The 20266-nt window shown below is 75.2% G+C and carries 20 protein-coding genes and 1 pseudogene; 10 read left to right on the top strand and 11 right to left on the bottom strand.

Annotated elements, in window-relative coordinates; genetic code table 11:
- Positions 1–157: 157 nt before the first annotated feature.
- Positions 158–1237 (bottom strand): FUSC family protein, encoded by a 1080-nt coding sequence (locus KPF47_RS37515; protein ID WP_224393086.1) that lies wholly within the window; start codon positions 1235–1237, stop codon positions 158–160.
- Between the two features lie 191 nt (positions 1238–1428).
- Between KPF47_RS37515 and KPF47_RS37510 the strand changes: the two genes are divergently transcribed.
- Positions 1429–2115: a gamma-glutamyl-gamma-aminobutyrate hydrolase family protein gene (locus tag KPF47_RS37510; RefSeq protein WP_224393085.1), complete on the top strand. Its 687-nt coding sequence runs from the start codon at positions 1429–1431 to the stop codon at positions 2113–2115.
- Here KPF47_RS37510 and KPF47_RS40685 read toward each other — a convergent pair.
- The 5 genes and pseudogenes from KPF47_RS40685 to KPF47_RS37485 form a co-directional block, all read right to left on the bottom strand.
- Positions 2087–3001: a molybdopterin cofactor-binding domain-containing protein gene (locus KPF47_RS40685; RefSeq protein ID WP_308015598.1), complete on the bottom strand. Its 915-nt coding sequence runs from the start codon at positions 2999–3001 to the stop codon at positions 2087–2089. The two genes, KPF47_RS37510 and KPF47_RS40685, sit on opposite strands and share 29 nt — an antisense overlap.
- 127 nt (positions 3002–3128) lie before the next feature.
- A pseudogene (locus tag KPF47_RS37500) lies at positions 3129–4217 on the bottom strand (xanthine dehydrogenase family protein molybdopterin-binding subunit); the annotation flags it as partial.
- On the bottom strand, positions 4214–5230 hold the full coding sequence (locus tag KPF47_RS37495) for a xanthine dehydrogenase family protein subunit M (protein ID WP_224393084.1): 1017 nt from the start codon (positions 5228–5230) through the stop codon (positions 4214–4216). The pseudogene KPF47_RS37500 and the gene KPF47_RS37495, both read right to left, overlap by 4 nt.
- Positions 5227–5775, bottom strand: a complete 549-nt coding sequence (locus tag KPF47_RS37490; protein WP_224393083.1) for a 2Fe-2S iron-sulfur cluster-binding protein — start codon at positions 5773–5775, stop codon at positions 5227–5229. Before KPF47_RS37490 ends, KPF47_RS37495 begins: the two co-directional genes overlap by 4 nt.
- A gap of 80 nt (positions 5776–5855) precedes the next feature.
- On the bottom strand, positions 5856–6422 hold the full coding sequence (locus KPF47_RS37485; protein ID WP_224393082.1) for a TetR/AcrR family transcriptional regulator: 567 nt from the start codon (positions 6420–6422) through the stop codon (positions 5856–5858).
- A gap of 117 nt (positions 6423–6539) precedes the next feature.
- Between KPF47_RS37485 and KPF47_RS37480 the strand changes: the two genes are divergently transcribed.
- On the top strand, positions 6540–7364 hold the full coding sequence (locus KPF47_RS37480) for an LLM class flavin-dependent oxidoreductase (protein ID WP_374108958.1): 825 nt from the start codon (positions 6540–6542) through the stop codon (positions 7362–7364).
- Between the two features lie 30 nt (positions 7365–7394).
- The gene (locus KPF47_RS37475) at positions 7395–8648 is read left to right on the top strand and encodes an FAD-dependent monooxygenase (protein ID WP_224393081.1); all 1254 of its coding nucleotides are present in this window, start codon (positions 7395–7397) and stop codon (positions 8646–8648) included.
- On the opposite strand, the gene KPF47_RS37470 is transcribed toward KPF47_RS37475, so the two are convergent.
- Entirely contained in the window at positions 8600–9055 is a 456-nt protein-coding gene (locus KPF47_RS37470; RefSeq protein ID WP_224393080.1) for a MarR family winged helix-turn-helix transcriptional regulator, read from the bottom strand. The two genes, KPF47_RS37475 and KPF47_RS37470, sit on opposite strands and share 49 nt — an antisense overlap.
- A 284-nt stretch (positions 9056–9339) precedes the next feature.
- Here KPF47_RS37470 and KPF47_RS37465 point away from each other — a divergent pair, with 284 nt between their 5' ends.
- The 7 genes from KPF47_RS37465 to eutC all read left to right on the top strand — a co-directional run bounded on the left by KPF47_RS37465 (position 9340) and on the right by eutC (position 16306).
- On the top strand, positions 9340–10008 hold the full coding sequence (locus KPF47_RS37465; RefSeq protein ID WP_224393079.1) for an ABC transporter ATP-binding protein: 669 nt from the start codon (positions 9340–9342) through the stop codon (positions 10006–10008).
- Positions 10005–11225, top strand: a complete 1221-nt coding sequence (locus KPF47_RS37460; RefSeq protein WP_224393078.1) for an ABC transporter permease — start codon at positions 10005–10007, stop codon at positions 11223–11225. Before KPF47_RS37465 ends, KPF47_RS37460 begins: the two co-directional genes overlap by 4 nt.
- An 18-nt stretch (positions 11226–11243) precedes the next feature.
- Positions 11244–12569, top strand: a complete 1326-nt coding sequence (locus tag KPF47_RS37455; RefSeq protein ID WP_224393077.1) for an HlyD family secretion protein — start codon at positions 11244–11246, stop codon at positions 12567–12569.
- Positions 12566–12898 (top strand): hypothetical protein, encoded by a 333-nt coding sequence (locus KPF47_RS37450; protein WP_224393076.1) that lies wholly within the window; start codon positions 12566–12568, stop codon positions 12896–12898. Before KPF47_RS37455 ends, KPF47_RS37450 begins: the two co-directional genes overlap by 4 nt.
- A gap of 209 nt (positions 12899–13107) precedes the next feature.
- A complete protein-coding gene (locus KPF47_RS37445; RefSeq protein ID WP_224393075.1) occupies positions 13108–14217 on the top strand; it encodes an amino acid permease in 1110 nt (369 codons plus the stop codon).
- On the top strand, positions 14214–15590 hold the full coding sequence (locus KPF47_RS37440; protein WP_224393074.1) for an ethanolamine ammonia-lyase subunit EutB: 1377 nt from the start codon (positions 14214–14216) through the stop codon (positions 15588–15590). The genes KPF47_RS37445 and KPF47_RS37440 overlap by 4 nt, the downstream gene beginning before the upstream one ends.
- The gene (eutC, locus tag KPF47_RS37435; RefSeq protein WP_224393073.1) at positions 15587–16306 is read left to right on the top strand and encodes an ethanolamine ammonia-lyase subunit EutC; all 720 of its coding nucleotides are present in this window, start codon (positions 15587–15589) and stop codon (positions 16304–16306) included. Before KPF47_RS37440 ends, eutC begins: the two co-directional genes overlap by 4 nt.
- Before the next feature lie 22 nt (positions 16307–16328).
- Here eutC and KPF47_RS37430 read toward each other — a convergent pair whose 3' ends face one another.
- The 4 genes from KPF47_RS37430 to KPF47_RS37415 are packed head-to-tail and all read right to left on the bottom strand — an operon-like array spanning position 16329 to position 20213.
- Positions 16329–17141: an ABC transporter ATP-binding protein gene (locus KPF47_RS37430; protein WP_224393072.1), complete on the bottom strand. Its 813-nt coding sequence runs from the start codon at positions 17139–17141 to the stop codon at positions 16329–16331.
- Complete coding sequence (locus tag KPF47_RS37425; RefSeq protein ID WP_224393071.1) at positions 17138–18175, bottom strand: iron chelate uptake ABC transporter family permease subunit; 1038 nt, start codon at positions 18173–18175, stop codon at positions 17138–17140. The genes KPF47_RS37430 and KPF47_RS37425 overlap by 4 nt, the downstream gene beginning before the upstream one ends.
- A complete protein-coding gene (locus tag KPF47_RS37420; RefSeq protein WP_224393070.1) occupies positions 18172–19188 on the bottom strand; it encodes an iron ABC transporter permease in 1017 nt (338 codons plus the stop codon). Before KPF47_RS37420 ends, KPF47_RS37425 begins: the two co-directional genes overlap by 4 nt.
- Positions 19185–20213 (bottom strand): ABC transporter substrate-binding protein, encoded by a 1029-nt coding sequence (locus KPF47_RS37415; protein ID WP_224393069.1) that lies wholly within the window; start codon positions 20211–20213, stop codon positions 19185–19187. Before KPF47_RS37415 ends, KPF47_RS37420 begins: the two co-directional genes overlap by 4 nt.
- Positions 20214–20266: the final 53 nt, after the last annotated feature.

Here is a 20266-nt window from a genome sequence, read left to right as displayed (position 1 = left end):
GCCGTCGCCCGGTGCCGGGCAGCTCCCGTGTCCGCGGTGTGGGGGCGGCCCCACCGGCTGCAGGATCTCAACCGGTAGGACCTGGGCCGGCCCACGCCCCGGGTACGAGGTGCCGACATGGGCCCGAGATACCCCGCCGGCCGCCGCTCACACGTCCTCAGCCCGACGGGTGCAGTTCCGGGCTGCGGTCGGCCGAGCCGGCGTGCAGGTGGTCCAGGCAGCGCCGCAGGTGCAGCACGATCCCCGAGGCGGCGAGGCTGTCCTCCCAGCCCGCTCGCTGGGAGTCGAGCCGGTCGGTGACCCGGCCCAGTGCCTCCCGGGCGGCGGCCAGGTGCCTGCGGTGCCCGTCGAGCCCGGCGGGGGCGGGTCCGCGGGTCAGGTGCGCCAGCTCCGCCGACCGGATCGCGGTGGCCAGGTCGGCCATCGCCTCCGCGACCGGGGTGCGCAGCTCCGGGTCGAGGACGAGCACAGCGAGCTGTTCCAGGGTCTGCGCGGCCTCGTAGAGCTGCTGGCCGCGGGCCCGGTAGGCGCGTGCCCGCAGGTTGGCGCGCCGGCCCGCGTCGGCGGACCGGACCGCCTCGCGGGTCGCGTCGATCAGCGGTTCGAAGTCGTGCCGGTGGCGCGTCCACTCCTCGCGCTCGGGCGGCCACCGCTCGGCCAGGACCTCCGCCATCTCCTGGAGGTGGTCGGCGATCCCGTCGCGCAGCCGCACCACGACGCGGTGCGCGCGGGCGTTCTGCGGCGGGGGCGGCAGCACCAGGGTGACCGCGACCCCCACGAGCACCCCCAGCAGGGTCTGGCCGAGGTAGCCCGCCATGAATCCGGACGGGTCGGTGGCGCCGATGAGGATGGTGAACAACGCCGCGGTCGGGATCAGGTCCCGTGCGGTGGCCAGCGCGGGGACGGCGCCCGCCGCGATCCCGGCCAGCACGGCGGCGGCCACCGCCCACCACTGCGCACCGCCCAGGTGCAGGGCGGCGGCGCCGAGCCCGACGCCGAGTCCGGTGGCGAGCACGGCGTGCAGGCTCTGGCGCAGCGAGTCGAAGACGGTCGGGTAGCAGACGAGCAACGCACCCAGCGGTGCGTAGTAGGGGTACTGGCCGAGGACACCGGGGACGAGGGTGGCGAGGTACCAGGCGGCGCCGGCCGCGGCGCCGGCGCGCCAGGCCAGTCGCATGCGGTGCCGCAGCCCCTCGGTGAACAGGGCGGCCGGGGAGTTCGGGTGGTGCGGGATCAACGACGGCTCCGTCGGTCGTGCAGGTGTCGGGGGAAGCGGGGCCGGCTGCTCGACCGCGACGGCCCGCGCCATCCACCGGCCGCGGGAACGCGGTCGAATCCGGGGGTGGCACCGTGCGCACACGGGCGCGGACCGCCGGAGGTCTACCCGCGGCCGCCGGGGACAAACCCGGCAGGTGGCAGGGTGGGCCGGTGCGCGCCATCGTGATCGGCCACGACCACGTCGCCGGGCTCGGGCTGCTGGGCCCGGCCCTGGAGCGGCGCGACATCCGTCCGGAGTGGACCACGGTGGTGCCTGCCGACAGATACGACGACCCGGACGTCGACCTGGTCCTGCCCGACCCGGCCGGTGCCGACCTGGTGGTCACCCTGGGCGCGCCGTGGCCCCGGGAGCGGATCGAGGGGTGGGCGGCCCGCGAGGTCGCGTTCCTGCGCACCGCGCACGACGCCGGCGTGCCCGTCCTCGCGATCTGCTTCGGCGCCCAGCTGCTGGCCGAGGCACTCGGCGGCGGCCGGACGGCCCTGCCCGCCGCACGGGTCGGATGGCACCCGGTCGTCCCGTCCGACGGTCGCGTCCCGGCCGGGCCGTGGTTCTGCTGGAACGCCGAGCAGCTCGTCGCGCCGCCCGGGGCGGAGCTGCTGGCCACGAGTGCGGCCGGCCACGAGGCGTTCGCGGCCGGCCGCAGCGTGGGCGTGCAGTTCCACCCCGAGATGACGGTGCCGCTGCTGGAGCGCTGGTTCACCACGGGGGTGCCCGCGGGCCTCGACGCCCGTGCCCTGCGGGCGGCGACGGCGGCACAGGACCCGCGGCGGCTCGCCGCACGGGCCGAGCGGGTCCTGGCCCTCGCGCTCAGGCCCCCAGGAAGTGCTCCAGGGTGATCGGCAGCGACCGGACCCGCACCCCGGTGGCGTGGTGGGCGGCGTTCGCGACGGCCGCGGCCACCCCGACGATCCCGATCTCCCCGATGCCCTTCGCACCGACCGGGTTGACGTGCGGGTCGTCCTCGTCGACCCACTCGGCGTCGATGTCGCCGACGTCGGCGTTCACCGCCACGTGGTAGCCGGCGAGGTCGTGGTTGACCACGTGCCCGCGGGCCGGGTCGACGACGCCCTCCTCGTGCAGCGCCATCGACAGCCCCCAGACCATCCCGCCGAGGAACTGCGAACGGGCGGTCAGCGGGTTGAGGATGCGGCCCGCGGCGAACACCCCGAGCATCCGCGGCACCCGGATCTCCCCGGTGTCGGCGTGCACCGCCACCTCGACGAAGTGCGCCCCGTGCGCGCCCATCGCGTACTCGGCCATCGCCGGGTTGTGCCCGGCGACGCCGTCGGCCTCCGCCGCGTCCTCCGGATCGGTACCCCACTTGTCGCGGAACCGGTCGGCGGCCTCGACGATCGCCGTCGCCCAGGACGCGGTGCCCGCGGACCCGCCTGCCATGGTCGCGTGCGGCAGGCCGGTGTCGCCCAGGTTCAGGTCGACCTGCGCGGGCGGGATCCCGAGCGCCTCGGCGGCGATCTGGGTCAGCACCGTGCGGGCGCCCTGGCCGATGTCGGCCGCGGCGATGTCGACCCGGTAGCGGCCCGGCGCCCCGGTGCCGGGGTCCCCGTCGGCGGAGTACCGGATCGCGGCGGCGGAGCCGGGCATCGCGAACGTCGGGAAGAACGCCGCGGCCACCCCGGTGCCGTGCCACCAGCCGTCGACGAGCCGGGTGCGCGGACGCGGGTCGCGGGTCGCGGGTCGCCCAGCCGAACCGGTCGGCGCCACGCCGCAGGCAGGCCACGAGGTTGCGGCTGGAGAAGGGCCTTCCGGTGTCGGGGTCGACGTCGGGCTCGTTGCGGATCCGCAGCTCGACCGGGTCGATCCCGAGCGCGACGGCGAGCTCGTCGACCGCGGACTCCGCACCGAAGCTGCCGGGTGCCTCGCCGGGGGCGCGCATGTAGGTCGGCGTCGACAGGTCCAGCGGCACCACCCGGTGCGAGGTCCGCCGGTGCGGCGCCGCGTACAGGTGGCGGCTGATCACCGCGGTCGGCTCGCCGAACTCGGCCATCCGCGCCCCGGCCTCGACGACGTCGTGGGCCAGGGACTGCAGCCGCCCGTCGGTGCCCGCGCCGAGCCGGACCCGCTGGACCGTCGCCGGCCGGTAGCCGGTGGTGTCGGTCATCTCGCGCCGGGTGAGCGACAGCTTGACCGACCGGCCGGGGACGGCCCGCGCCGCGAGCACGGCCAGCACCGACCCGGCGTGCAGCGTGCCCTTGGTCCCGAACCCGCCGCCGACGTGCGGCGAGACGACGGTGACGTCGTCGTCGCCGATCCCGAACAACGCCGCGACCTGGCGGCGGGCGTCCCAGACGGCCTGCGAGGCCTCGAACAGGGTGAGGTGCCTGCCGTCCCAGCGGGCCACCGTCGAGTGCGGCTCCATCGGGTGGTGGTACTCGATCGGGGTGCGGTAGGTGGCGTCGACCCGGACCGGGGCCTGTGCGAACGCCGTCTCCGGGTCGCCGGTCGTGGTGTCCGGCGGGAACGCGACCACCACCTCGGGGGTGTAGGCCTGCGCCGAGGCCGGGTCGAAGCCGGTGACGGCGTCCTCGGCGTCGTAGGTGACGACGACGGCGTCGGCGGCCTCACGGGCCGCCTCGGCGGTCTCGGCGAGCACCGCGGCGACGTACTGGCCGCGGTGGTGCACGGCGCCGGTCTGCAGGACGGCCTGCTCCGCACTCGCGCCGTCGTCGAGCCGCGGCGCGGTGTCCGCGGTGAGCACCGCGACCACCCCGGGGACCGCGGCCGCGGCGGTGGTGTCGACCGTGCGCACCCGGCCCCGGGCGATCGTGGCACCGACGCCGCGCAGGTGCAGCGGGGCGACGGCGTCCTGCTCGTAGGCGTAGACGGCGTTGCCGGTGACCTTGGCGGGGCCCTCGATCCGGGTGTGCGACGTGCCGGCGGTGCCGTCGGTGGTGGGTCCGGGGGTGACGGTGCGGGTCATGCGGCCTCCGTCCGGTGCGCGGCGAGGCCGCGCAGGGTGGCGGTGACCGTGCCGGCCACCAGCGGGATCTTGAAGGCGTTGCCGCCGACGGCGGTGTCGACGGCGCGGGCGTCGGCGGTCTCGGCCGCCGCCGCGGCGCGGAACGCCTCGTCGGTGGCGGGACCGCCGCGCAGCGCCTGCTCGGCGCGGAGCGCCCGCCACGGCCGGTGCGCGACCCCGCCGAGCGCGATCCGCACGTCGCGGACGGTGCCGTCGTCGGCGACGTCGAGGGCCGCGGCGACCGACACCAGGGCGAACGCGTACGAGGCGCGGTCGCGGACCTTGCGGTAGGTCGAGTGCGCGGCGACCGGCAGCGCGGGCAGCTCCACCGAGGTGATCAGCTCCCCGTGCTCCAGCACGGTGTCGCGGCCCGGGTCGTCGCCGGGCAGCCGGTGCAGCTCGGTGGCCGCGACGGTGCGCTCGCCGTCCGGGCCGAGGACGTGCACGCGGGCGTCGAACGCGGCCAGCGCGACTGCCATGTCCGACGGGTGCGTCGCGATGCAGCCACCCTCGGGTGCGCCGAGGATCGCGTGGTGACGGGCCCAGCCGTGCTGGGCCGAACAGCCCTGCGTGGGGTCGCGCTTGGTGCAGGGCGCGGTGAGGTCGGCGAAGTAGGAGCAGCGGGTGCGCTGCAACAGGTTCCCGCCGGTCGTCGCCATGTTGCGCAGCTGCCCGGACGCGCCGGCGAGCAGCGCCGCGGACAGTGCCGGGTAGTCCCGCCGGACCCGCGGGTCCGCGGCGACGTCGGTGTTGCGGGCGCCCGCGCCGATGGACAGGCCGCCGTCGGCGGTCGGGGTGATCCCGGTGGGGAGCAGCCCGGTGACGTCGACGACCGTGCCCGGGTCGACCAGGCCCAGCTTGAGGTGGTCGACGAGGTTGGTGCCCCCGGCCAGGTAGACGGCGGACGGGTCGGCGGAGACGGTGGCGACGGCGGCCGCGGCGTCGCCGGGGCGGCTGTAGGCGAACGGCTTCACCGCGACGCCCCCGCTCCGGTGCTCACGGCGCTGACGGCGTCGACGATGCCGGAGTAGGCCGCGCAGCGGCACAGGTTCCCGGACAGGCGCTCGGCGATCTCGGCGCGGTCCAGCACGGCGGGCCCGTCGGCGGACAGGTCGGCGATGACGGCACTGGGGTGCCCGGCACCGGCCTCGTCCAGCATCCCGACGGCCGAGCAGATCTGGCCGGGGGTGCAGTAGCCGCACTGGTAGGCGTCGTGGGTCACGAAGGCCTCGGCGAGCGGGTGCAGGTCCGCGCCGTCACCGAGGCCGTCGGCTGTGGTCACGGCGGCGTCGTCGTGGGCGACCGCGAGCGAGAGGCAGGACAGCACGCGGCGGCCCGGCCCCGGCTCGTCGGGCCCGGCCAGCAGGACGGTGCAGGCACCGCACTGGCCGTGGTCGCAGCCCTTCTTGGCGCTGGTCACGCCGAGCCGGTCACGCAGTGCGTCGAGGACGGTGGTGCGGGTGCCGACCGTCAGCTCGTGGCGACGGCCGTCGACGGTGAGGGAGATCGTGGAGTCCACGATGGCGCGCTCCTTCGGGAGACGGAGTGGAGACCCCGAAACGGAGCCTCCTCCGTTACTATACAGGAACGATGTTCCGGTTAGGCAGCCCGAAGACCGGCGAGGAAGAAGCCGACCGCACGCCGGGCGTCGTAGGCCGGGTCGTCCTCGGCACCGAAGCACAGGTTGCCGATCCCCCGCAGCACCTCGTACGCGGTGACGTCGGACGACAGCTGCCCGGCGGCCTGCGCCGCCCGGACGATCTCCTCGCCCGCGGGCAGGAGCCGCTCGAGGAACAGCTCGTGCAGCGCGACGGAGCGGCCGTCGTCGTGGACGAGCATGGAGAACAGTCCGTGCTTGGTGGCGACCAGGTCGACGAACTCCCCGACCCAGCCCTCGAGCGCCGCGACCGGCGTCGGACCGGCGTCCAGATAGGTCCGTGCGGCCGCGGCGCAGCTCTCGACCTGGTGCCGGTACACGGCGACCACGAGGTCGGGCCGGGTCGGGAAGTGCCGGTAGACGGTCCCCACCCCGACCCCGGCCCGGGCCGCGATCGCGCGCACCGGGGCGTCGACACCCGAGGTCACGAACTCCGTCGCGGCCGCCTCGAGCAGGGCGGCCCGGCTGCGCCGCGCGTCGGACCGGACCGGCTCGTGTCGCACGCCCACCACACACCTCCTTGCCGACCGGAACCCTGTTCCGTATCGTACCCGGAACATTGTTCCGTTTCATCGTCTCCGGGAGCATCCGTGACCCGCGCCTCCATCGGCATCATGACCGCCCAGATGCACACCACCTACCAGGACCTGCTGCGCGTCTGGCTCGAGGCCGACGACCTGCCCGGTATCGCGCACGCCTGGCTGTTCGACCACCTCATGCCGATCGGCGGGGACCTCCGCGGCCCGACCCTCGACGGCTGGACCACCCTGTCCGCGCTCGCCGCGCGGACCCGGCGGCTCCGCATGGGCCTGCTGGTCACCAGCAACCGGTTCCGCCCGCCCGCGGTGCTCGCCAAGATCGCGACGACGGTCGACGTCGTGTCCGACGGGCGGCTCGACCTGGGCATCGGCGTCGGATCCCGGCCCGACCACCCGCTCGCCCGCCGGGAGTACGAGGCGCACGGCCTGCCCTTCGCCGACACCGCGGGCGCCGTCGCCGCGCTCGACGAGGCCTGCACCGTGATCCGGCGGCTGTGGACCGAGACCGAGCCCTTCGACGTCGACGGCGAGCAGGTGCGACTCACCGGCGCGTTCGGGAACCCGAAGCCGGTGCAGGCGCACCCCCCGATCGTGATCGGCGGCCGGGCCAGGGCGACCCTGCGGATCGCGGCCCGGCACGCCGACGTCTGGAACATCCCCGGCGGGGACCTCGACGACGCCGTGGCCCGCAGCGCGATGCTCGACGAGCTGTGCGCCGAGCTCGGCCGCGACCCGTCGGAGATCACCCGGTCCATCCACCTGGGCGTCTCCTACGACGACCCGCAGGACGCCCGCGACCGGGTCCGCGCGGCCGTGGCGGCCGGCTTCGGACACGTCGTCCTCGGACTCCCGGCCCCGTTCCCGGAGGGCGTGGCCCGCTGGGTCGCGGACGAGATCGTCGCGCAGGTTTAGCCGGCAAGGTATTTCGGTAATCTAACTACCATGACCCCCTCACGGCACGTACTCGTCTCCGGCGCCGGCATCGCCGGCACCGCGCTCGCCCTGCGCCTGTCCGCGTACGGCTGGCGCACCACGGTCCTGGAACGCGCGCCGCGGCGCCGCGACGAGGGGCACAACATCGACGTCCGCGGGGCCGCCCGTGAGGTGCTGCGCCGGATGGGCCTGGAGGACGCCGTGCGGGCCGCGGGCACCCGCGAGGTCGGCTTCCGCGTGATCGGCGACGGCGGCCGCCCCGTCGGGGAGATCCCGATGGACCCGTCCGGGCCGACCGACGGCCCCACCGCCGAGCTGGAGATCCTGCGCGGCGAGCTGGCGCGGGTGCTGATGGAGGCCGCCCCGGAGTCCACGACGTTCCGGTTCGGCACCCGGATCGTCGACGTCGAGGACCGTGGCACCGGCGACGGCCCGGCCCGGGTCGCCCTCGACGACGGCACGACGGTCACCGCCGACCTGGTCGTGGTCGCCGAGGGGCTGCGGTCGCGCACCCGCGACCTGCTGTTCGACGACGTCACCGTGCGCGAGACCGGCATGTACGGGGCCTACCTGACCATCCCCCGCACCGGCGACGACGACGCCTGGTGGAACTGGTTCCACGAGACCGGCTCGCGCGGGGTGCACCTGCGCCCGGACAACCTGGGCACCACCCGGGCCATGCTGACCTTCCTGTCCGGGGTCCGCGGCCTGGAGACGCTCGGCGACGCCGACGTCCGCACCGTGCTGCGACACACCTTCGCCGACGCGGGATGGGCGGCTCCGCGGATCCTGCGCGAGCTCGGTGACGGTCCCGACGGTGCCCCGATGTACTTCGACGCCGTCGGACAGGTCATGGCCCCGCGCTGGAGCTCGGGCCGGGTCGTACTGCTCGGCGACGCCGCACACTGCCCGTCGCCGCTGGGTGGCGGGGGCACGAGCCTGGCCCTCATCGGCGCCTACGTACTGGCCGGGGAGCTGGCCACCCGCCCGGCGGACACCGCGGGCGCGCTGCACCGCTACGAGCAACTGCTGCGGTCCGCGGTCGGGCGGGCGCAGAAGCTGCCGCCGCTGACACTGACCAACCCGCGGACCCGGACCGGGATCCGGACGCTGCGCACCACGTTCCGGGCCGTCGCGAGCTCGCCGGGGCAGCGGCTGCTCGGCCTGTTCGGCGGGTCGCCGACCGGCGCGGTCGACGCGTTCCGGCTGCCGGACTACCCGGCACCGAGCTCGTCGAGGGTGGAGACGACCTCGCGCAGGTAGCGCTCGACGACCGCGCGGTCGTCGGCGGGGAGGCGGCGGGCGACGGCGTCGAGGGCCCGGACGGCCGGCTCCCACTGGGCGAGCCGCTCGCGGAAGGAGTCCTCCCGCGAGCGCACGGTGACCCGGCGGCGGTCGCGCGGGTCGGGCACCCGCTCCAGGTGGCCGGCGGCGACGAGCCGGTCGATCAGCGCGGTGGTCGAGGCGGGCCGCAGGTCGAGGTGCCGGGCCAGCTCGGTCGCGCCGAGGGAACCGTGCACGTCGAGCAGCCGCAACGCCCAGAGGTCGGTGGTGTGCAGGCCCGCACGCCGGGCCTGCCTGCCGGTGAACTCGTAGGTGGCCCGGTTCACCGCCTCGAGGGCGACGGTGGGGCCGGCGAGTCCGTCCAGCAGGTGTCGTTCCTCGCTCATGCGGCCTCCCGGCGTCGGTCCGCAGCACCGTAGCCGGACGGGCCGGAGCGCACCCGCGGCGGGAACGGTCACGACGTGGTCACGAATTCCGCGTGCCCTCCGGGCGGCGACACACCGGCTCGTGCCCCCGCCGGGCCGCGACGGCGCATTAACTGATCGACGACTCTCAGGTGACGACGTCGCGCCAGTATTCACTCGAACGAGTGACATCCCGTTTCTCCGGACCATTCCCGTTGTCCACCCGACGAATTCGGAGAAATGCGCCGTGCGTAGTCTCCGAAATCGTGATCGAGCTGGAGGGGGTCTCCAAGGTCTACCGCACCGGTGACCTGGAGTTGCGTGCGCTCGACACCGTGGACCTGCGCGTCGAGGACGGCGACCTGGTCGCGATCATGGGTCCGTCCGGATCCGGCAAGTCCACGATGATGAACATCCTCGGTTGTCTCGACGTACCGAGTTCGGGCGCGTACCGGCTCGACGGCATCGACGTCGGCCGGATGTCGGACAACCGGCTCGCCGACATCCGGCTGCAGAAGATCGGTTTCGTGTTCCAGTCCTTCAATCTGCTGCCGCGCACCTCGGCGCTGGCCAACGTGGAGCTGCCGCTGGTCTACGCCGGCGGGCGCGACCGCCGGGGCCGGGCGCGGCGCGCGCTGGAGCGGGTCGGGCTGGCCGACCGCGGCGACCACCGGCCGAACGAACTCTCCGGCGGCCAGCAGCAGCGGGTCGCGGTGGCCCGCGCGCTGGTCACCGACCCGTCGATGATCCTGGCCGACGAGCCGACGGGGAACCTCGACACCACCTCGACCACCGACGTCATGAACCTGTTCGTGGAGCTGAACGAGTCCGGCCGCACGGTCGTGCTGATCACCCACGAGCCGGAGGTCGCCGAGTTCGCCAAGCGGGTCGTGACCCTGCGCGACGGCCGGATCGTGAGCGACGAGCGCCGATGACCATCTGGGAGTCCGCACGGATCGCGGTCCGGGGCCTGCGGGCCGGCCCGCTGCGGTCGTTGCTCACCATGCTCGGGATCATCATCGGGGTCGCCGCGGTGATCGTGCTGGTGGCGTTCGGCAACGGCCTGCAGCGTTTCGTCGCCGACGCGTTCGGCCCGCTCGCCAACCAGATCCAGATCACCCCGGACCGCGGCGGCATCAGCGGCAGCGGCAGCCCGCGCGACCTCACCGACGCCGACGTCCGGGCCCTGCGCGACCGGAGCTCGGCCCCGGCGGTCGCCTCGGTCAGCCCGACGGTGACCGGGTCGGCGCAGCTGCAGCTGGCGGGCGTCGGGACCGTCCGCAGCGGCGTCACCGGTGCCGACGCCGACTACCTCGACATCACCAACCGCGAGCTCGTCGTCGGGTCGTTCTTCGACGACCGCCAGGCCACCGCCCGGGCCAAGGTCGTCGTGCTCGGCCCGAACCCGGTCGCCACGCTGTTCGGTGGCCGTGCCGGGGACGCGCTGGGATCCGAGGTGCGCATCGGCCGCACCTCGTTCCGGGTGATCGGGGTGCTCTCCCCCAACGGTCAGCAGGACGACATCGCCGTCATGCCGCTGGGGGCCGCGCGGGCCTACCTGACCGGCGGTGGTGACGTCGTCGACCAGGTCACCGTGCGTGCCGTCTCCACCGACGCGGTGCCGCAGGCGGTCGAGCAGGTCACCACGGTGCTCGACGACCGGCACCGCATCGACGACCCGCAGGACCGCGACTACACCGTCACCGCCCTGCAGAGCCTGCTCGACCAGTCCTCGCAGGTCCTGAGCTTCGTGACGATCTTCGTGGCGGCCGTCGCGGGGATCTCGCTGCTGGTCGGCAGCATCGGCGTCGCCAACATCATGCTGGTGACGGTGACCGAGCGGACCCGTGAGATCGGCATCCGCAAGGCCATCGGCGCGCGCCGACGGTCGATCCTGCAGCAGTTCCTCATCGAGGCGATGGTCCTGACCGGCATCGGCGGGATCATCGGCATCCTGCTCGGTGTCGGCGTGTCCACGCTGGCCGGGGTCGTCCTGCCCCGCCTCGTCCCGGACTTCCCCGCCCCGTCGGTGTCGGCCGGATCGGTGGTGCTCGCCTTCGGGGTGAGCCTGCTGATCGGTCTGCTCGCGGGCGGTTTCCCCGCCAACCGGGCCGCACGCATGCGGCCCATCGACGCCCTGCGGCACCAGTGAGCAGCTGAGGAGCTCCCCATGACCCGACTGCGACTCGCGGGCAGCCTGCTGCTCACCGGACTCGTCGGCCTCACGGCCTGCACCGGCGCGGAGCAACCGCCGCCGACGGCCGTCGTCGACCGGGGTGTGGTCTCGACCGGGGTGTCGGCGTCGGGCTCGCTGGTGTCGATCACACAGCAGAACCTGGGGTTCACCGACGGCGGCCGGGTCACCGAGCTACTCGTGGAGGTCGGCGAGACCGTCGCCGCCGGGCAGCCGCTGGCCCGGCTCGACGACGCCGAGGCCCTGTCCCAGGTCGCCGCCGCGCAGGCGGGGCTGGACCAGCAACAGGCGTCGCTGGGCAAGCTGACCGGTGCGAACACCGTCGAGGCCGCGCAGGCGTCGCTGGCCTCGGCCGAGTCGGTGCTGGCCGCGACCCGCGACCAGGTCGGCGCGCAGGACGCGGCGAACGACACCGCCGTCGAGCGGGCGGAGGTCCAGCTCGGGTTCGACCGCAAGCAGCTCGCCGCGGCCCAGGACCAGCTCGAGACCGACCGGCGGGCCTGCAAGCGCTCCGGCGGCACCGGTACGACGGCCACCCCCGAGCCCACCCCCGAGCCGTCCTCCGGTGGCGGACTGCTCGGCGGGCTGTCCGGCGGGTCCCCGGCCTCGGGCGGATCCGGCCTCGGCACCCCGACCGCCGACCCGGCCTGCACCGCCGTCACCGCCGACGAGCAGGCCGTCGCCACCGCGAAGGGCCAGGTCATCGCCTCGCAGACGGCGCTGGCGCAGGCGCAGGGCACCCGCGACACCGGTGCCGCCTCCGGCCGGGTCTCGATCGCCAACGCCGAGGGTGCGGTGTCCGACGCGCGCTCCCAGCTCACCGGGGCGAACAACGACGCGCCGGCCGACGTCGCGGTGCAGGACGCCGTGGTCGCCGACGCCCGCAACACCCTCGCCGACGCCCGGCGCGCCCTCGACGACACCCTGTTGCGCGCCCCGGTCGCCGGCACCGTGTCCGCGATCAACGGCGCGGTCGGGGACGTCGTCCCCGCGGCGAGCGCCGCCACCGCCCTCGCCCCGGGCACCGACGCCCGGATCCCCGATGCGGTCGGGTCGGCGTCCGCGGCGTCGGGTGCCGCCGGAGCCTCCGGGGGCGGCGCGTCCGCGGCCGGCGGGGCACCGTTCCTCACCCTCAACGACCTGCAGACCTACCAGCTGGTCGTCCCGTTCGAGGAGAGCGACGCCGCGCGGGTCGCGCCCAACCAGACCGTCGACGTCACGGTCGACGCGCTGCCCGGGGTGAGCCTGCCGGCGACCGTCGTGGCCGTCGCACCGACCGGACGCAGCTGTCGGGGGTCGTGAGCTACTACGCCACGGTGGTGCTGAACCGCACCGACCCGCAGCTGCGCGACGGCCAGACCGCGCAGGCCGACGTGCGCACCGAGTCCCGCAACGGCGTGCTGCGGGTGCCCAACACCGCCGTGCGCCAGGAGGGTGGCCGCTCGGCCGTCGACGTGCCCGGTGAGGACGGTGCCGCGGTGACCCGGCAGTTCGAGGCCGGCCTGGCCGGCGACCAGTTCACCGAGGTCCGCTCCGGCCTCGACGACGGCCAGCAGGTCCTGCTGCCGCAGGCCACCGTCGAGGCGAGCCCGGGAGGGCCCGGCGGGTCGGGCGGGCCCGGGGGCGGCTGAGCGCCGGGGCCCGCGCACCCCGGCGGGACGGCGGCCGGGCAGCTGCCCACCCGCCCCGTGTGACGGCCGTGTGTCGGCGGACCGGTCCGCCGACACACACTCCTCACACGGTTACCCCGCGCGGCCCTACCCGCGTCCGGCCCGCACTCCCTAGCTTGTCCCCACACCCGGCGGTCCCCGCCGGTGCGGACACGCCCCAGGAGGACGACATGGCCCAGGATCCGTCGGACTACCTGCAGCGACGCCGACTGCGGACCGGGGCGGCGGGCTGGGTCCTGCTCGCCGGGCTCGGCGTCAGCTACGTCATCTCCGGCGACTACTCCGGGTGGAACTTCGGCCTCGCCCAGGGCGGGTTCGGCGGGCTGCTGGTCGCCGGCGTCGGCGAGGCGCTCAAGGTCATGTTCGTGATCACCACGGTCGCCGTTCTGGGTTTGCTGATCTTCGCCGTCGCCGCGGTGCCGCTGTTCGACGCGGGCAACCTCGTCGACATCCCGCCGACCGACGCCGCGGGAGCCTCGTCGTTCCTGCCGTTCGGCTACCTCGGGATCTGGTCGGCGGTGCCGTTCGCGATCTGGTTCTTCCTCGCCCTGGAGGGCGTGCCGCTGGCCGCGGAGGAGGCGCGGGACCCCGAGCGGAACGTGCCCCGCGGCATCGTCGCGGCGATGCTGGTCCTGCTGGTCACCGACGCGCTGGTGCTGGTGCTGGCGACCGGGGCGCTCGGCGCGCAGGCGCTGTCGGAGTCGGGCAACCCGCCCGTCGAGGCGCTCGGCGGGTCGACCGCGGGCGTCGTCGTCAACTACGTCGGGCTGGCCGGGCTCGTCGCCAGGTTCTTCTCGATCATCTACGCCTACTCCCGGCAGACCTTCGCGCTCTCGCGCGCCGGGTACCTGCCGCGGGTGCTGTCGGTGACCAACGGCCGCAAGGCGCCCACACTCGCCCTGATCGTCCCGGGCGCGGTGGGCTTCCTGCTCTCGCTGACCGGGCAGGGCGACGTGCTGCTGAACATGGCGGTGTTCGGGGCCGCGCTGTCCTACGTGCTGATGATGGTCAGCCACATCGTGCTGCGCCGCACCGCACCGGAGATGCCGCGGCCGTACCGGACCCCCGGCGGGGTCGTCACGACCGGGTTCGCGCTGGTCGTCGCGGTGCTCGCGGTGATCGCGACGTTCCTCGTCGACCCGGTCGCGGCGGGGGCGACCCTCGGCGCCTTCGCCCTGTTCATGCTGTACTTCGCGCTCTACTCACGACACCACCTGGTCGCCGCGGCCCCCGACGAGGAGTTCGCGGCGCTGGCACAGGCGGAGGCCGAGCTGACGTGACCACCCGCAGAGCCACCCTCGGTGGGCACACCCACGAGTTCGCCGACCTCCGGGCGCTGCTGGCCGCGGCCACCCCGGAACGCTCCGGGGACGTGCTCGCCGGGGTCGCGGCCCGGTCGGAGCAGGAACGCGTCGCCGCCCAGACGGTCCTGGCCGACCTGCCGCTCGCCACCTTCCTCGACGAGCAGGTCGTCCCCTACGAGGACGACGAGGTGACCCGCCTGATCGTCGACTCGCACGACCCCGAGGCGTTCGCCCCGGTCGCGTCGATGACCGTCGGCGGTTTCCGCGAGCACCTGCTCGACCCCACCACCGACACCACCGCGCTCGCCCCCGGGCTGACCCCCGAGATGGTCGCGGCGACCTCGAAGCTCATGCGGCTGCAGGACCTGATCGCCGTCGGTCGGCGCACCCCGGTCGTCACCGCGTTCCGCTCGACGGTCGGGCTGCCCGGCACGATGGCGACGCGGTTGCAGCCCAACCACCCCACCGACGATCCCGCGGGGGTGACCGCGTCGATCGTGGACGGGCTGCTGCTCGGCTGTGGCGACGCCGTCATCGGCATCAACCCGGCGACGGACTCGCCGCAGCGCACCACCGACCTGCTGCACCTGATCGACGAGGTGCGCACCCGCTACGACATCCCCACCCAGTCCTGCGTGCTCGCCCACGTCACGACCTCGATCGAGATCATGGAGCGCGGTGCCCCGGTGGACCTGGTGTTCCAGTCCGTCGCCGGCACCGAGGCCGCCAACACCGGGTTCGGGGTGACCCTGGCGATGCTGCGCGAGGCGCACGAGGCCGCGCGGTCGCTGGACCGGGGCACCGTCGGCACGAACTGCATGTACTTCGAGACCGGTCAGGGCTCCGCGCTGTCCGCCGACGCCCACCACGGCGTCGACCAGCAGACCCTGGAGGCCAGGGCGTACGCCGTCGCCCGCGCCTTCGACCCGCTCCTGGTCAACACGGTCGTCGGGTTCATCGGGCCGGAGTACCTGTACGACGGCAAGCAGATCACCCGCGCCGGGCTGGAGGACCACGTGTGCGGGAAGCTGCTGGGCGCCCCGATGGGTGTCGACGTCTGCTACACCAACCACGCCGAGGCCGACGCCGACGACACCGACGCGCTGCTCACGCTGCTGGGCGCGGCGGGCTGCTCGTTCGTCATCTGTGTGCCCGGGGGCGACGACGTGATGCTGCACTACCAGTCGCTGTCCTTCCACGACGCGCTCTACGCCCGCCAGGTGCTGGGCCTGCGGCCCGCCCCGGAGTTCGAGGCGTGGCTGACCACGATGGACATGCTCGACGGCGAGGGGCGGCTGCGCGACCTGCCCGCGGGCGCCGTCCGGACCCTGACGGCGGGTGTCCGGTGAGCGACCCGCTCGACGTGCTGCGCGCCTCCACCCGGGCCCGGGTGGCGCTCGGCCGCGCCGGGGACGCCCTGCCGACCGCGCGGCTGCTGGAGCTGCGCGCCGCGCACGCGGCCGCCCGCGACGCCGTGCACACCCCGCTCGACGTGGACGCGCTCACCGAGCGGATCGCGGCGCTGGGGGTGTCGACGCTGCGGGCCGCCGGCGCCCCGGGTGATCGCACCGAGTACCTGACCCGGCCCGACCTGGGCCGCCGCCTCGCCGCGGACACCGAGCTGCCCCGGGGCGACCACGACGTGGTGCTCGTGGTCGCCGACGGGTTGTCGCCGCGGGCGGTCGCCGAACACGCCCCGGGGATGCTCGCCGCGATCCTGGAGCGGCTCGACGGGTGGCGGGTGGCACCGGTGGTCGTCGCCACCCAGGCCCGGGTCGCGCTCGGTGACGAGGTCGCGACCGCGGTCGGTGCGCGGCACGTCGTGGTGCTCGTCGGGGAGCGGCCGGGGATGAGCTCGGTGGACTCGCTGGGGCTGTACTTCACCTACGACGCCCGCCGGGGCCGCCGCGACTCCGAACGCAACTGCATCTCCAACGTCCGGCCGCCGCACGGCACCGGCTACGCCGCCGCGGCGACGACGCTGGCGCTGCTGATGAGCGAGGCGCGACGGCTGAAGCTGTCCGGGGTCGCGCTCAAGGCGGACCCGGCGCTGCCGCCGGGCTGAGCGGCCCGGCGGCGGTCGCGCACTACGTCGGCCGAGCACCCGGTCCGGGGCGACGACCTCGTGGGCGGGGCAGGACCAGCGGGGTCCCGGTGAGTGGGTCCGGCGTCACCAGCGCGTCCACCCCGAACACCGAGGAGACGAGCTCCTCGGTCACGACGGCGGAGGGTACCCCCTCCGCGACGATCCGCCCGTCCCGCACGGCGATCAGATGGTGGGCGTAGCGGGCGGCGAGCTCCAGGTCGTGCAGCACCATCACGACCGTGCGGTCCTGCTCGGCGTTGACCGCGCGGAGCAGGTCCAGCACGTCGAGCTGGTGGGCGAGGTCGAGGAAGGTGGTCGGCTCGTCGAGCAGCATCGTGCCGGGCCCCTGGGCCAGCACCAGCGCGATCCAGGCCCGCTGCCGCTGCCCGCCGGAGAGCTCGGTGGCCGGCCGGTCGGCCAGCCCGGTCAGTCCGGTCGCCGCCAGCGCCGCGCCGACGGCGGCCTCGTCCTCGGCCGACCACTGGCGGAACCAGCGCTGGTGGGGATGGCGTCCCCGTCCGACGAGGTCACCGACGGTGATGCCGTCCGGGGTCGTCGGCTGCTGCGGGAGCACCCCGAGCCGGCGGGCGAGGTCGGTCGCCGGGAGCCGCGCGATCTCGGCACCGTCGAGCAGGACGCGTCCCGCGGCGGGACGCAGCAGACCGGCGAGCCCGCGCAGCAGGGTGGACTTGCCCGAGGCGTTCGGCCCGACGATGGCGGTGATCCGCGACGCCGGGACGGTCACGGACTGGTCGTCGATCACGACCTGCCCCGGGTGGTGGCCCAGGGTCAGCCGTTCTCCGGACAGGGTCATCCGCTCGCTCCGATCCGGTGGGCGCGTACCAGCAGCGCGATGAGTACGGGCGCCCCGACGACGGCGGTGACGACCCCGACCGGCAGCTCCCGCGGTGCGAACACGGTGCGGGCCGCGAGGTCGGCGACGACGACCACGAGTGCCCCGGTCCCGCCCGAGGCGAGCAGGCCGGGGCTGCGCTCCCGGAGCAGCCGGCGCACGACCTGCGGGGCGACCAGCGCGACGAACCCGACCGGGCCCGCGGACGCCGTCGCCAGCGCGGACAGCCCCACCGCCCCGGCGAGCATCACCCCGCGCGCCCGCCCCGCGCGGGGCGACAGCGACCGCGCCAGGTCGTCCCCCAGCTCCAGGACCTGCAGCGAGCGGGCTGCCGCGAGCACGGCGGGCAGCAGCAGGCACAGCCCCGCGGCCACCGGCGCCACGTCCGGCCACGAGCGACCGGACAGGCTGCCCACCAGCCACACCGCGGCCGAGTAGGCCACGTTCACGTCGGCCCGGCCCAGCAGGAAGGTGGCGGCCGACCCCAGCATCGCCGCGACGCCGATCCCGACCAGCACCAGCCGGTAGCCCGAGAAGCCGCCCCGCCAGGCGACCGCGTACACGGTGAGCGCGGCGAGTGCCGCGCCGGTGAGCGCGCCGCCGGTCACCCACACCGTCGAGGCCCCCCACACGACGATCATCACGACCGCTCCGGCGGAGGCACCCGCGTTGATCCCGATGACGTCCGGGCTGACCAGCGGGTTGTGGGCGAGCCGCTGCAGCACCGCCCCGGCGATGCCGAACGCCGCCCCGACCAGGACCGCGGTGAGCGCCCGCGGCAGCCGGTGGGTGACGACGAGGTCGTAGCTGAGCAGGGTGCCGTGGCCGGCGAGGGTGTCGAGCACCGTCGCGAGCGGCAACGGGTACTCCCCGACCGTGACCGCGACCAGCCCGACGGTCACCGCCGCCGCCCACGTCGCCAGCCCGAGGACCAGACCGCGCACGCCGATCCGGCCGGACACCGGTCCGCGACGCAGGACCAGGGTCGCGCTCACAGGGCCGCCACCTTCCGGGTCCGGACCAGGTACAGGAACGCCGGCCCCCCGAGCAGGGCCGCGGTGACCCCGAGGTGGACCTCCTCCGGTGCGACGACGACCCGGCCCGCGACGTCGGCGAACAGGGCCAGCCCCGCGGCGAGCAGCGCCGACAGCGGCAGTACCCACCGGTGTGCGGCGCCGACCAGCGCCCGCGCCGCGTGCGGGGCGACCAGCCCGAGGAACACGACCGGCCCGGCCAGTGCGGTCGCCGTCCCCGCGAGGACGACCACCGCGACGAGCCCCGCCGCCCGCGTCGGACCGGGCCGGGCGCCGAGGCCGCGGGCGGCGTCCTCCCCCAGCGCGACCGCGTCGAGGCGCCGGACCAGGACCACCGCCAGCGCGATCCCCACCAGGGCGAACGGCAGCGACTGCCCGACCGTGGCCAGGTCCGCCCGGGCCAGCGACCCGACCACCCAGTACCGGTAGCGGGCGAACAGGTCCCGGTCCAGCAGCACGAACGCCGAGGTGACCGCCGTGAGCAGCGCGGACACCGCGGCCCCGGCCAGGGCGAGCTTCACCGGTGTCACCCCGGCGCGCCCCGATCCCCCGATCGCGTACACGGCCGCCGCCGCGCACGCCCCGCCGAGGAAGCCGAACCACACGTACCCGGTGAGCGACCCGACCCCCGCGGTCATCGTCGCGATCATCGCCGCCGCCGCGCCGGCGTTGATCCCGAGCGTGTCCGGGCCGGCGAGCGGGTTGCGGGTGATGCCCTGGGCCACCGCGCCGGCGAGACCGAGACAGGCACCCGCGAGCAGACCGCACAGGGTCCGGGGCAGCCGGACGTGCCGGACGACGACGTCGGTCCGGCTCCCCGAGAAGTGCAGCAGGCCGGTCGACAGCTCGGACCAGGACAGCGGCCGGGCCCCGACCTTCATGGAGAGCACCGTGGCCACGGCGACCACGGCCACCGCGCCGGGCAGCGCCCAGGGCGCGACGGGCCGGACCCGGACCGCGGTCGCCGCGCTCACTCCGGGTGGACGAGGTCGGCGACCCGCTCCGCCGCGGACGGCCCCCGGATCCCCGCGGCCCGGTCGGCGAACAGGAACGGGTACACGCGTCCCGTACGGACCGCGGTGCTCGCGGCGAGCGCGGGGTCGGTGCGGATCTGCGCCACGTCGGCCTCGCCGTCGGCGACGGTGGTGGCGGCGTCGCAGCAGGTCGAGGTCAGGATGACGTCGGGGTCCCTGGCGATCAGTTCTTCCTTCGACACCGCGACGTGGCGGCGCTCGGTGAGGTCGCCGAAGACGTTCTCGGCGCCGGCCATCTCCAGGACCCGGGTGCCGAAGTCGATGCCCGAGGCGACCCGGTAGCTGCCGTCGTCGTCGTTGAGCAGGATCGCCACCCGGGGCCGCGGCGCCCCCGCCACCCGTTCCTGCACCGCGGCGACCGTGGCCTGCAGCTCCCCGACCAGCTGCTCGGCCCGCTCCGGGGCACCGAGGACCCGGCCGAGCGAGCGCAGGTCGGCGTAGACCGTCTCCATCGACACCTGGCCCGGGTCGATGGCCTCGTCGGACAGCCCGTCCGCCGACGGGCACAGCGGTGCGTTGACCCAGGTCCGGACGCCCAGCGCCGCCAGGTCCGCCCGGGTGCTGATCGACTCGTCCCCGGTGGTGGCGAACACGTTGTTGTAGCCGGCGAGCACGAAGTCCGGCTCGGCGGCGAGCAGCGCCTCACGCCGGGGCAGCTCCCGGGTGTAGGCCGTGCGCTCCTGCGCGGCGGCGTAGAGCTCGACCACCGGCGCGTCGAGGTAGGCGGTGCCCACCAGCCGGTCGGACAGGCCCAGTGCGTGGACGGTCTCGATCGCGGGCTGGTAGAGCGCGTAGATGCGCCCGGGCGGCTCCGGGACCGTCACCTCGATCCCGCAGTTGACCTCGGTGACGGCGCCGGCCGCGTCCGGCGCGCCGGCCGGGGCGGGCGGCCCGCCGCAGGCGGACAGGACGAGCACCGCGGCGGACAGCACGGCGACCGGCAGGACCCGGCGGGGGACGGACATCGCAGCTCCTCGTCGAGCGGCGACAGCCGAAGATTGACGAGCTGCTCATATGT

Origin of the sequence: Pseudonocardia sp. ICBG1293 (assembly GCF_020131355.1) — a bacterium.
GTDB lineage: Bacteria > Actinomycetota > Actinomycetes > Mycobacteriales > Pseudonocardiaceae > Pseudonocardia.
This window is presented reverse-complemented; position numbering and strand designations above follow the sequence as displayed.

What these genes read in the sequence shown, in the direction of transcription:
- KPF47_RS37480 (WP_374108958.1), top strand. Translation starts at nt 6,540, where the DNA reads ATGCACACCACCTACCAGGACCTGCTGCGCGTCTGGCTCGAGGCCGAC.
- KPF47_RS37475 (WP_224393081.1), top strand. Translation starts at nt 7,395, where the DNA reads ATGACCCCCTCACGGCACGTACTCGTCTCCGGCGCCGGCATCGCCGGC.
- KPF47_RS37470 (WP_224393080.1), bottom strand. Translation starts at nt 9,055, where the DNA reads ATGAGCGAGGAACGACACCTGCTGGACGGACTCGCCGGCCCCACCGTC.
- KPF47_RS37460 (WP_224393078.1), top strand. Translation starts at nt 10,005, where the DNA reads ATGACCATCTGGGAGTCCGCACGGATCGCGGTCCGGGGCCTGCGGGCC.
- KPF47_RS37455 (WP_224393077.1), top strand. Translation starts at nt 11,244, where the DNA reads ATGACCCGACTGCGACTCGCGGGCAGCCTGCTGCTCACCGGACTCGTC.
- KPF47_RS37445 (WP_224393075.1), top strand. Translation starts at nt 13,108, where the DNA reads ATGGCCCAGGATCCGTCGGACTACCTGCAGCGACGCCGACTGCGGACC.
- KPF47_RS37430 (WP_224393072.1), bottom strand. Translation starts at nt 17,141, where the DNA reads ATGACCCTGTCCGGAGAACGGCTGACCCTGGGCCACCACCCGGGGCAG.
- KPF47_RS37415 (WP_224393069.1), bottom strand. Translation starts at nt 20,213, where the DNA reads ATGTCCGTCCCCCGCCGGGTCCTGCCGGTCGCCGTGCTGTCCGCCGCG.